The following is a 9,351-nucleotide window of genomic DNA, read 5'->3' as shown; positions in this document are numbered from 1 at the left end:
GGTCAGGGGGCGGGACAAGAGATCGGCGGCTCCTTGCTGGTCATGTCCTCGTGCCAGCAACAAGTTAACATTTGAGGCAGTCGCAAGGACTTAGCTGGTAATCCCAGCCCCCAGTGCCGCCACCAGCGCCCGCACCTTCTTTTGCCGCCACTGCGGCAGGGGCGCGATCAGCCAGTAGCCGAGCGCGGACGGGTGGCACCCGCCCAGATCGACCACGCGCCCCGCCGCGATATCGGCCTCCGCCAGCAGCGCGGGCACGCAGGCGCGGCCGAAGCCGGCGGCGGCGGCATCGATCGCCAGCCCCGCATCGGCGACGGTCAGGATCGGTGCCGCGTCCTCGTCGGGAAAGCCGGGCCAGCCGATCGTCGCATCCGGCGCATCCGGCCCGGCCACCATCACATGGCCGCCCGCGCCCAGCGCCACGCCCTCATGCTCACCCGGTCCGTCCGCCATGCGGATCGCCAGATCGAGGTTGGCCTGGGTGAAATCCAGTTCGTCGTCCCCGCCAAGCAGCACGAAGCGCAGTTCCGGATCGGTGCGACCGTAGGCCGCCAGGCGTGGCCCGAGCCATTTGGCGGTGAAGTCGCGCGGGGCGGCAATGGTCAGCGTCTTGGAGGACTGGCCCGCCTGCATGGCCCGCACTGCCTCCTCGAACTGGAGGAAGCCGGCCCGCAGCGCATCGAGCCCGGCGCCGCCCTCCGGCGTCAGTTCCAGCCCCTTGGCGGTGCGGCGGAACAGCACGACGCCCAGCGTATCCTCGAGCGCACGAATCTGCTGGCCGACCGCCGCCGGCGTCACGGCCAGTTCGTCCGCTGCGCGGGTGAAGGACAGGTGGCGCGCGGCGGCATCGAGCACGCGCAGCCCGTTGAGCGGCAGGTGGGTGCGCTTCATGCCCGCGCCGCCGCTGCCACGCGCCTCATCGCGCCACCGCCGGTCCGATCAGCGAGAAGCGCGGGATCTGCGCCTCGAAGCTGGATCCGTCCTCGCTCACCATCACGTAGCTGCCCTCCATCACCCCGGTGGGCGTCTGCAGCGGGCAGCCGGAGACGTAATCGTAGCTGGCACCCGGCTCGATCACCGGCTGCTCGCCCACCACGCCCTCGCCGCGTACCTCGTGCCGGGCGCCGCGCCCGTCGGTGATCGTCCACTGGCGATGGAGCAACTGCACCGCCGCCGCCCCCGTGTTCTCCAGCCGGATATGGTAGGCCCAGAACCAGCGGCCCTTCCCCGGCTCGGACTGCTCGGGCAGGAAGCTGACTGATACCCGCACCGTCACCCCGCGCGTGGTGGCGGCGTGCGGGAACAGCATCTTCATCACCGCATCGGTCACAGCCCGGCCGCTTTCAGCGCGCGGTCGAAATCGTCGATCACGTCCTGCGGATCTTCCAGCCCCACGTTCAGCCGCAGCATCCCCTCTTCCACACCCATCTCGGCACGGACCTCGGCAGAGAGGCCGGCGTGGGTGGTGGAAGCCGGGTGCGTCATCAGCGAGCGCGAATCGCCGATGTTGTTCGAGATGTCGACCAGCTCCAGCGCGTCCAGCAACGCGTGCGCCTGCGCCCTGCCGCCATCGAGGAACAGCGACATGATCGTGCCGCCCGCGCGCATCTGCTGCATCGCCAGCGCATGCTGCGGGTGGCTTTTCAGGCCGGGATACAGCAGCCGGGGCACGCGACGGTCGAGGAAGGACGCCACCTTCAGCGCATTCTCGCTCTGCCGCATGATCCGCAGGTCCAGCGTCTCCAGCCCCTTCAGCACCACCCAGGCATTGAACGGGGAGAGCGTGGGGCCGGTGTTGCGGGTGAAGGCCAGCAGCGTCTCGTCGATGAACTTGCTCGTGCCGCACACCGCGCCCGCCAGTACGCGGCCCTGCCCGTCCATCATCTTCGTGGCGGAATAGGCGACCACGTCGGCGCCGTAATCCATCGGCCGTTGCAGCAGTGGCGTGGCGAAGGCGTTGTCCACCACGCTGGTGACGCCGTTCTCCCGCGCGATGGCGCACACCGCGGCGATATCGACGATGTCGAGCGTGGGGTTGGCCGGCGTCTCGAAGAAGAACACCTTGGTGTTCGCCTCCACCCCCCGCCGCCACGCCTCGGTATCGCGTGCGTCGATGATGGTCGATTCGATGCCGAGGCGGGGCAGCAGCTTATCGGTGAGCCGGCGGCGCGAGCCGAACGCCGCGCGCCCCGCCACGATATGATCGCCCTGCGAGAGCTGGCAGAGCAGCGCCGCCGTCATCGCCGCCATGCCGCTGGCCATGCACCGCGTGGCCTCGGCGCCCTCCATCAGGCTGATACGCTCCTCCAGCATCTCCACGGTGGGATTCTGGAGGCGCGAGTATGTCATGCCCTTCTGCTCGCCGGCAAAGCGCGCGGCGGCATCGGCGGCGCAATCGTAGGCGTAGCCGGAGGTGAGGAACATGGCCTCGCTCGTCTCGCCGTAATGCGAGCGGGCGGTGCCGCCACGGATCGCCTGCGTGGCGGGCCGCCACGTGCTGGTGATGGTGCGATCCTGTCCGGCGAGCTTCTTCATGACGGTTCCTCGGGCGTTAGCGCCCGCTTTGCCGTGCGGAGGCGCGGGCCGTCAATGCGGGCGCACCGATTGACAGGGCGTTGCGCGATGGAAAGATTAGACGAAATGATGGGCGAGGACAGTGATGAGCGCGATCCGGGACATTCCGCTGAAGACGATCAGGGGCGGACAGACCAGCCTCGGCGATCATGCCGGCACGGTCCTGCTGATCGTCAACACCGCCAGCAAGTGCGGCCTCACCCCGCAATATGCCGCGCTGGAGGCCACGCACGAGAAATACCGCGACCTTGGGTTCAGCGTGCTCGGTTTCCCCGCCAACGATTTCGGCGCGCAGGAGCCGGGGACCGACGAGGAGATCGCCGAGTTCTGCCTCGCCAACTTCGACATCGCCTTCCCGATGTTTGCCAAGATCGTCGCGACCGGCGCGGACAAGCACCCGCTCTACGCCGCGCTGACGGCCGCCCGGCCCGAGGCGACGGCACATGATTCGGCGTTCCGGGACAAGCTGGAACGCTACGGCATCCCGCCCAAGGGGCCGGGCGAGGTGCTGTGGAACTTCGAGAAGTTCCTCGTCGGCCGCGACGGCGAGGTCGTCGGCCGCTTCTCGCCCGAGATGACGCCCGACGATCCGGTGATCGTCGCGGCGATCGAGGCCGAGCTGGCTAAACCGCTCTGAACCCGTTCCGGGGGAAGGAGGCGCCAGCCTGACGCCTCTTGTCCCGAGCGCCATCGAGGATCTGATCGAGCGGCGCCGAACTCGCCACCCCGGGCTTCTCGACTTCGCTCGACGACGTACCTCGACTGCGCTCGGCACATGGAACGCGTTACGCGCCTTACAGCGCCGCCAGCACCGCCTCGCCCATCTGCGCGGTGGTGAGCGCGCCGCCGAGATCGGGCGAGCGCGCGCCGCCGGCCAGCGCCTTCGCCACCGCCGCCTCGATGCGATCGGCATCGGCCGGGCGGTTCAGCGAATAACGCAGCATCATCGCCGCCGACAGGATCGTTGCCAGCGGATTGGCCTTGCCCTGCCCAGCGATATCGGGCGCGGAGCCGTGGATCGGCTCGTACAGGCCCTTGCCGGCGCTATCCAGCGAGGCGGACGGCAGCATCCCGATCGACCCGGCACACATCGACGCCTGATCGGACAAAATGTCGCCGAACAGGTTGCCGGTCACGATCACGTCGAACTGGCCCGGGTTGCGGACCAGCTGCATCGCGCAATTGTCGACATACATGTGGCTCAGCGCGATATCGGGATAGTCCGCCGAAATCTCGATCACCACGTCGCGCCACAGCTGCGAGGTTTCCAGCACGTTGGCCTTGTCGACCGAGCACAGCCGGCCCTTCCGCGCGCGTGCCGTCTCGAAGCCGACGCGGGCGATGCGCGCCACCTCGTCCTCGTCGTAGCTCATCACGTCATAGCCCTGACGGCGCCCGGCGGGGGTGGTGCGCATGCCCTTCTCGCCGAAATACACGTCGCCGTTCAGCTCGCGCACGATCACCATGTCGATCGCCGCCGCCACCTCGGGCCGCAACGCGGAGGCATCGGCCAGCTCGGCGAACAGTTTCGCCGGCCGCAGGTTGGCGAACAGCCCCAGCTCCTTGCGCAGGCCCAGGATCGCCTGCTCCGGTCGCAGGCGCCGCTCCAGCGCATCGCAATCGGGATCGCCGACCGCGCCGAACAGGATCGCATCGGCCCGCTTCGCCAGATCCAGCGTCGCGTCCGGCAGCGGGTGGCCGCTCGCCTTGTAGGCAGCCCCCCCGACGGGCGCCTCCTCGAAGGTCAGCGCGTCGCCGCACACCGCGTGCAGCACGCGCACCGTCTGTTCGATCACTTCCGGGCCGATCCCGTCTCCGGGCAGCAGCGCTACGAGCATGTGAAATCCCCTTGGCTTGTCGCCGCAGCCCATGCCCGCCGCGCCGCCGCGCATCAAGCCGTCACCCGCCGCAACCGCTCCACCAGCCGCTCGCGCGCGGCCAGCACCGCGCCGCGCCGGTCGGCAAGGATGTCGCGCGCGAGGAAGTGGCCGGTCAGCGCCAGCCCGTCGAGGATATCCCCCCAGCCCGCCTCGCCGCCTGCCAGCAGGAACGGCGGCAGCCGCAAAAGGCGCGCGGCATAGGGCGCCCCCGCCCCGCCGCTCACCGCCGCGCCGCTCCTGGGGCTGACGAACGCCAGATCGTCGCGCGTGCCGGTGGCGATGCAGCCGGAGAGGTCGAGGCCGAATCCCAGCTCGGAAAGCAGCAGCAACTCATAGCGCACTAGCGCCGCCGCCCATCCGCGCGCGGCCGGCGCCGCCTCCACCGCAGACAGCACGCCGTCGAGCGCGGCGTGGACATGCGGATACGCCTGCGATTCGGGCAATGCGACGGCAGCGAGGGCCGTCGCCCAGTCGATCGCAACGGCGGGCAGCGGCTCGCCGTGCAGCGGCGCGCGGCTGTGGACCAGTTCCACCGTCAGCGCCGGCAACTGGTCCTCGGTGCGCGCGCGATACTCGGCCTGCACCACGTTGCCGGCCAGCAGGACCGGCCGCAGCCGCCGCGACCGTCCGCCGCGCACATAGCCGGCGCGCAGACCGTCCGCCGGCGTCAGCAGCCGGACGATCGCGCCATGCTCGCCATGCGCCAGCACCGCGCAGACGATCGCTTCGGTGGAGAGATGCATTGCGTCAGCCTAGCCCCGCGCGCGCCCTGATGCCATTGCCGTGCTGGCCGATACGCCGTCGGCCGACCGAACCCGGAGTGAACGATGAACGAACGGGCGATACTCACCCTCGGCTGGATCGCCACGCTCACGGCGATCGCGATGTACCTGTCCTATGTCGACCAGATCCTGCGCAACCTCGCCGGCGAGAAGGGCTCGTTCATCCAGCCGCTCGCCACCGTGCTGAACTGCAGCCTGTGGGTCGCCTACGGGTGGATCAAGCCGAAGCGCGACTGGCCGATCATGGTCGCCAACGCGCCCGGCGTGGTGCTGGGCACGGTGGCGTTCGCGACGGCGATCGGCTGACGCGCCTCACCCGCCGGGGTGGAAATAATCCCACACCGTGCGGGCCACCGCCGTCGACACCCCCGGCGCGCGCTCCAGATCCTCCAGCGCCGCGCCGCGCACCGCCTTGGCCGTGCCGAAATGCATCAGCAGCGCCTTCTTCCGCGCCGGGCCGATGCCGGGCACCTCGTCCAGCGGACTGGCGGTGAACGCCTTGGCGCGCTTGGCCCGGTGCGCGCCGATGGCGAAGCGGTGCGCCTCATCGCGGATGCGCTGAAGGAAGAACAATACCGGCGAGTTGAGCGGCAGCATCGATTCGCGCCCGTCCGGCGTATGGAAATGCTCGCGCCCGGCGTTCCGGTCCGGCCCCTTGCTGATGCCGACGATCGGCACGTCCTGCACGCCCATCTCCTCCAGCGTGGCCGCCACCGCCGACACCTGCCCCTTGCCGCCGTCGATCAGCAGCAGGTCCGGCCATTCGCCGCCCTTGCGATCGGGGTCTTCCTTCTCCAGCCGCTCGAACCGGCGTTGCAACACCTCCCGCATCATGCCGAAATCGTCGCCGGCGATCGTATCGGGCCGCTTGATGTTGAACTTGCGATAGGCGTTCTTGCGCAGCCCCTCCGCCCCCATCACGATCATCGCGCCGACCATGTTGGTGCCCATGATGTGGCTGTTGTCGTAGCATTCGATGCGGCCGGGTGGCCCGTCCAGCTCGAACAGGTCGGCCACCTCCTGCATCAGCTTGCCTTGCGTCGTGGACTCCGCCAGCCGCCGGTCGAGCGCCTCCACGGCGTTGCGCTGCGCCTGCGCCAGCAGCTTCTTCTGGTCGCCGCGCTGCGGCTGCTTCAGGCTCACCTTGCGGCCGGCGCGTTCGCTCAGCGCCTCGCACAGCAGATCCGCTTCGGGGAGTTCGCGGTCGAGCAGGATCAGCCGGGCGGGCGGCACCTCCTCGTAGAACTGCATCAGGAAGCTCGCCAGCACCTCATCCTCGGGCACCTCGGCGGTATGTGCGGGGAAGAAGCTGCGGTGCCCCCAGTTCTGCCCGCCGCGGATGAAGAACGCCTGGATGCCCATCGTGCCCGACCGGCACGCCAGGGCGAACACGTCGGCATCCCCGATCCCCTCGGCGTTGATCGCCTGCGTGCCCTGAATATAGGTGAGCGCGCGGAGCCGGTCGCGGAAGACCGTGGCCAGTTCGAAATCCATCGCCTCGGCCGCCGCCGTCATCGCCTCGCCCAGCTTGGCCTGCACCTGCGTGGACTTGCCGCCGAGGAACGCCTTCGCATCCGCGACCAGCTCGGCATAATCCTCCTTCGTCACGCGGTCGACGCAGGGCGCCGAGCAGCGCTTGATCTGGTGCAGCAGGCACGGCCGCGAGCGATTGGCGAAGAAGCTGTCGGTGCAGGAGCGCAGCAGGAACAGCTTCTGCAGCGCGTTCAGCGTGCGGGTGACGGAGCCCGCGCTTGCGAACGGCCCGTAATATTGCCCCTTCGCCCGCCGCGCCCCGCGATGCTTCTGCACGCGCGGAAAGGCATGGTCCTCGCGCAGCAGGATGAACGGGAAGCTCTTGTCGTCGCGCAAAAGCACATTGTACGGCGGGCGATACCGCTTGATGAGCTGCGCCTCCAGCAGCAGCGCCTCCGCCTCCGTATTGGTGGTCACGATCGTCATTGATCGCGTCTGCGCCACCATCCGCACCAGCCGCTTCGTCATGCGCGCGACCTGCGTGTAATTCGCCACGCGGTTCTTCAGCGCGCGCGCCTTGCCGACGTACAGCACCTCGCCCTTCGCATCGTGCATCCGGTACACGCCCGGCCGCAACGGCAGCGTGGCGAGCACGTTGCGGATCGCGGCCACGCCCTGCTCGATGTCGGGCTTGCCTTCGCCGCGCACGGTGTAGGCGGATTTTTCCTCGTGGAAGCGGTCGGTGGTGGGGCTGTCTGTCACGTCCGCGATTTAGGACGCGCGGGGCCGCCGCGCCACCCCGCCGGATGACGCGGAATTCACCTGCGTTCCGCTGGGCGCCGGCATAAAACGCCCCGATGGAAGCGAACGACATCCCCGGCACCGGCAGCCGCCGGCTCAACCGGGCGATCGCCCTCACGGTGGTGATCCTGAGCGTCAGCATGGCGCTGACCAAGATCAAGGACGACAACATCGTCCAGGCCATGCAGGCCGACACCGCCGCGAAGGTGGACGGCTGGGACGAGTATCAGGCGACGCGGGTGAAGCTGCATATCGAGGAGGTCGCCGCCACCGGCTATCGCCTCCTCCCCGGCCCGCCGGCAGCCGGCGCGGCGCGGGCGGCCGAGGCGAACGTCGCGCGGTATAGCCGCGAGACGGTCGCGCTGAAGGCGCAGGCGGCGGCAGCGGCGGCCGACTATGACCGGCAGGGCTATCGCGACGACCAGTTCGACCTGGCCGACGGCTTCGCCTCGATCGCCTTGGCGGTGACGGCGATCGCGACCCTGCTGGAAAGCTGGGGCCTGCTCGGGCTGGCGTGGACGGCGGGGGCGGCCGGCATCGCGTTCAGCATGGCGGGCTTCGTCGGCTGGGCGCTGCACCCGGGCGCGCTCGTCGCCTTCCTGACCTGACCGGGAGTATCGACAAAGCGAAAGGGCGCGGCGGTCGCCCGCCACGCCCGTCTTTTCCTGTCCGTACGATCAGTTGAGGCGGGTCGTGCCCAGACCGGCGATCGTCTGGTCCACCAGCGCGCGATCGGCCGACGCATCGTGACGCGATCCGATGATCGACGCAGCGGCGGTGGCGGCGGCGCGCGCGGCGGTGGCGCGGACGTCGGCGATGGCGGCGCGCTCGGCGGCGCCGATCTTGTCCTCGGCCATGCGGCCACGGCGCTCGATCAGCGCGGCGGCATTGGTGCGCGCCTGCTCGACGATGGTCGCGGCTTCCTCACGGGCGTGGGTCACGATGGCCTCGGCCTCGCCGGCGGCGGCGGCGGACTTCGCCTGATACTCGGCACGCAGCGCCTCCGCCTCGGCACGCAGCCGGCTGGCCTCGTCGAGCTGTGCTCGGATGCCGGCGATCTTCTTGTCCAGCCCGCGGCCGACGATGCCCGGCACCTTCTTCCACACCATCAGCACGATCACGGCGATCATCGCCAGCGACACCCAGGCGGTGGCGGTCATGCCCCATGCGGCGGGATCGAGATGTTCCGGGCCGCTGTGGGCGGCGGTGGAGGCGGTGCCGTGCATCCCCTCCAGCTTATCGGCATCGGCGAGGTTCGCCGCGACCTGTGCGGAGTCGGCGTCGGTTTGGGGAGCCATGGTCATGATCGGATCCTCGACAGGCGCTTAGGCGACGGGGGCAAGCGCAGCGCGGACGGCGCCCGCTGCTTCGCTGCGATCGACCGTCACGCCGGAAATACGGGCGACGATGTCCTGCGCGGCCTCGGCGGCGACATCCTCGATGCTGGCCAGTGCCTGGCCACGCGAGGCGGCGATACGCTGCTCGGCGGCGTCATACTGCGCGGTCAGCTCGACGTCGCGCGCCTTGACGCGGACCTCGGCATCGCGCGCGGCCTGCGCCTTGGCATCCTGGGTGGACTTGAGCGCGGCGGCGCGGGCGGCGTCCATCGCCGAGCGATAGGCTTCCTCGGTGCGATCCGCCTCGGCGCGCGCGCTCTGGGCGGCGACGAGGTCGTCGGCGATCTTCCGGTCGCGGGCGTCCACGGTCGCTTCGATCTTGGGCAGCATCGACTTGCCGATCCCGAAATAGATCAGGCCGAAGACGATCAGCAGCCAGAAGATCTGCGATGCATAGGTAGCGGCGATCTGGGCGATCTGAGGCATCGAGGAGTCCCGGAAATA

11 protein-coding genes are annotated in these 9,351 nt (G+C 69.6%); 3 read left to right on the top strand and 8 right to left on the bottom strand.

Annotated elements, in window-relative coordinates; genetic code table 11:
• Positions 1-90: 90 nt before the first annotated feature.
• From FOY91_RS07150 to FOY91_RS07140, 3 genes are read right to left on the bottom strand one after another with little or no spacing between them, the layout of a single operon-like run.
• Positions 91-891, bottom strand: coding sequence for a LysR family transcriptional regulator (locus FOY91_RS07150; protein WP_145149538.1), 801 nt, complete (start codon positions 889-891; stop codon positions 91-93).
• A gap of 25 nt (positions 892-916) precedes the next feature.
• The gene (apaG, locus tag FOY91_RS07145; RefSeq protein ID WP_145149536.1) at positions 917-1,315 is read right to left on the bottom strand and encodes a Co2+/Mg2+ efflux protein ApaG; all 399 of its coding nucleotides are present in this window, start codon (positions 1,313-1,315) and stop codon (positions 917-919) included.
• Positions 1,316-1,326: 11 nt separating this feature from the next.
• A complete protein-coding gene (locus FOY91_RS07140; protein WP_145149535.1) occupies positions 1,327-2,535 on the bottom strand; it encodes a trans-sulfuration enzyme family protein in 1,209 nt (402 codons plus the stop codon).
• A 124-nt stretch (positions 2,536-2,659) separates the two neighbouring features.
• Between FOY91_RS07140 and FOY91_RS07135 the strand changes: the two genes are divergently transcribed.
• The gene (locus FOY91_RS07135; protein WP_145149533.1) at positions 2,660-3,211 is read left to right on the top strand and encodes a glutathione peroxidase; all 552 of its coding nucleotides are present in this window, start codon (positions 2,660-2,662) and stop codon (positions 3,209-3,211) included.
• Positions 3,212-3,368: 157 nt separating this feature from the next.
• Here FOY91_RS07135 and leuB read toward each other — a convergent pair whose 3' ends face one another.
• Both leuB and recO read right to left on the bottom strand, forming a co-directional pair.
• On the bottom strand, positions 3,369-4,412 hold the full coding sequence (leuB, locus tag FOY91_RS07130) for a 3-isopropylmalate dehydrogenase (protein ID WP_145149531.1): 1,044 nt from the start codon (positions 4,410-4,412) through the stop codon (positions 3,369-3,371).
• Positions 4,413-4,465: 53 nt separating this feature from the next.
• Positions 4,466-5,197 (bottom strand): DNA repair protein RecO, encoded by a 732-nt coding sequence (recO, locus tag FOY91_RS07125; RefSeq protein ID WP_145149529.1) that lies wholly within the window; start codon positions 5,195-5,197, stop codon positions 4,466-4,468.
• Between the two features lie 84 nt (positions 5,198-5,281).
• On the opposite strand from recO, the gene FOY91_RS07120 reads away from it, so the two are divergent.
• The gene (locus FOY91_RS07120) at positions 5,282-5,542 is read left to right on the top strand and encodes a SemiSWEET family transporter (RefSeq protein ID WP_145149527.1); all 261 of its coding nucleotides are present in this window, start codon (positions 5,282-5,284) and stop codon (positions 5,540-5,542) included.
• Positions 5,543-5,548: 6 nt separating this feature from the next.
• Here FOY91_RS07120 and uvrC read toward each other — a convergent pair whose 3' ends face one another.
• Complete coding sequence (gene uvrC, locus FOY91_RS07115) at positions 5,549-7,471, bottom strand: excinuclease ABC subunit UvrC (protein ID WP_145149525.1); 1,923 nt, start codon at positions 7,469-7,471, stop codon at positions 5,549-5,551.
• Between the two features lie 95 nt (positions 7,472-7,566).
• On the opposite strand from uvrC, the gene FOY91_RS07110 reads away from it, so the two are divergent.
• Positions 7,567-8,118, top strand: a complete 552-nt coding sequence (locus FOY91_RS07110) for a DUF4337 family protein (protein ID WP_145149523.1) — start codon at positions 7,567-7,569, stop codon at positions 8,116-8,118.
• A 69-nt stretch (positions 8,119-8,187) separates the two neighbouring features.
• Here FOY91_RS07110 and FOY91_RS07105 read toward each other — a convergent pair whose 3' ends face one another.
• Together FOY91_RS07105 and FOY91_RS07100 are read right to left on the bottom strand one after the other, a co-directional pair.
• The gene (locus tag FOY91_RS07105; RefSeq protein WP_145149555.1) at positions 8,188-8,808 is read right to left on the bottom strand and encodes a F0F1 ATP synthase subunit B family protein; all 621 of its coding nucleotides are present in this window, start codon (positions 8,806-8,808) and stop codon (positions 8,188-8,190) included.
• 27 nt (positions 8,809-8,835) lie between these two features.
• Positions 8,836-9,333 carry a F0F1 ATP synthase subunit B family protein gene (locus FOY91_RS07100; protein WP_145149521.1) on the bottom strand — a complete coding sequence of 166 codons (498 nt, stop codon included), beginning with the start codon at positions 9,331-9,333 and terminating at the stop codon, positions 8,836-8,838.
• Positions 9,334-9,351 lie beyond the last annotated feature (18 nt).

This window comes from Alterirhizorhabdus solaris, from assembly GCF_007785815.1.
GTDB lineage: Bacteria > Pseudomonadota > Alphaproteobacteria > Sphingomonadales > Sphingomonadaceae > Alterirhizorhabdus > Alterirhizorhabdus solaris.
This window is presented reverse-complemented; position numbering and strand designations above follow the sequence as displayed.

Excerpts from the sequence above, each read along its gene's own strand:
- FOY91_RS07150 (WP_145149538.1), bottom strand. The coding sequence starts at position 891 with ATGAAGCGCACCCACCTGCCGCTCAACGGGCTGCGCGTGCTCGATGCC.
- apaG (WP_145149536.1), bottom strand. The coding sequence starts at position 1,315 with ATGAAGATGCTGTTCCCGCACGCCGCCACCACGCGCGGGGTGACGGTG.
- FOY91_RS07140 (WP_145149535.1), bottom strand. The coding sequence starts at position 2,535 with ATGAAGAAGCTCGCCGGACAGGATCGCACCATCACCAGCACGTGGCGG.
- FOY91_RS07135 (WP_145149533.1), top strand. The coding sequence starts at position 2,660 with ATGAGCGCGATCCGGGACATTCCGCTGAAGACGATCAGGGGCGGACAG.
- leuB (WP_145149531.1), bottom strand. The coding sequence starts at position 4,412 with ATGCTCGTAGCGCTGCTGCCCGGAGACGGGATCGGCCCGGAAGTGATC.
- recO (WP_145149529.1), bottom strand. The coding sequence starts at position 5,197 with ATGCATCTCTCCACCGAAGCGATCGTCTGCGCGGTGCTGGCGCATGGC.
- FOY91_RS07120 (WP_145149527.1), top strand. The coding sequence starts at position 5,282 with ATGAACGAACGGGCGATACTCACCCTCGGCTGGATCGCCACGCTCACG.
- FOY91_RS07110 (WP_145149523.1), top strand. The coding sequence starts at position 7,567 with ATGGAAGCGAACGACATCCCCGGCACCGGCAGCCGCCGGCTCAACCGG.
- FOY91_RS07105 (WP_145149555.1), bottom strand. The coding sequence starts at position 8,808 with ATGGCTCCCCAAACCGACGCCGACTCCGCACAGGTCGCGGCGAACCTC.
- FOY91_RS07100 (WP_145149521.1), bottom strand. The coding sequence starts at position 9,333 with ATGCCTCAGATCGCCCAGATCGCCGCTACCTATGCATCGCAGATCTTC.